1 rRNA gene is annotated in these 558 nt (G+C 53.4%); it reads right to left on the reverse strand.

Going from position 1 to position 558, the window contains the following annotated elements:
- Positions 1-515, reverse strand: a 23S ribosomal RNA gene (locus tag A2J03_RS27855); the annotation flags it as partial.
- Between the last annotated feature and the right edge of the window lie 43 nt (positions 516-558).

A 558-nucleotide genomic window follows, 5' to 3' on the forward strand; every position in this document is an offset into this window, starting at 1 on the left:
AGGCTTATCGGGTGGTCCCGACAGATTCACAGCAGATTTCACGGGCCCGCTGCTACTTGGGTATCCACTACAACAGTCACAGTACTTTCGTCTACGGGACTCTCACCCTCTACGACAGGCCGTTCCAGACCACTTCGACTAACACCATGATTTCTTACTGTCGGCCGATCCGGCAGAATCGACAAAGCAAACCCCACAACCCTCCATACGCAACCCCTGCCGGGTATCACACGCACAAAGTTTGGCCTCCTCCGCTTTCGCTCGCCACTACTCACGGAATCACAATTGTTTTCTCTTCCTGTGGGTACTGAGATGTTTCACTTCCCCACGTTCCCTCCACACACCCTATATATTCAGGTGCAGGTAACACGACATCACTCGTGCTGGGTTTCCCCATTCGGACACCCTCGGATCACAGCTCGGTTGACAGCTCCCCGAGGCTTATCGCAGCCTCCTACGTCCTTCATCGGCTCCTGGTGCCAAGGCATCCACCGTACGCTCTAAACTACTTACAATAAAGATGCTCGCGTCCACTGTGCAATTCTCAAACAACACACA

Origin of the sequence: Rhodococcus sp. EPR-157 (assembly GCF_001647195.1) — a bacterium.
Classification (GTDB): Bacteria; Actinomycetota; Actinomycetes; order Mycobacteriales; family Mycobacteriaceae; genus Rhodococcoides.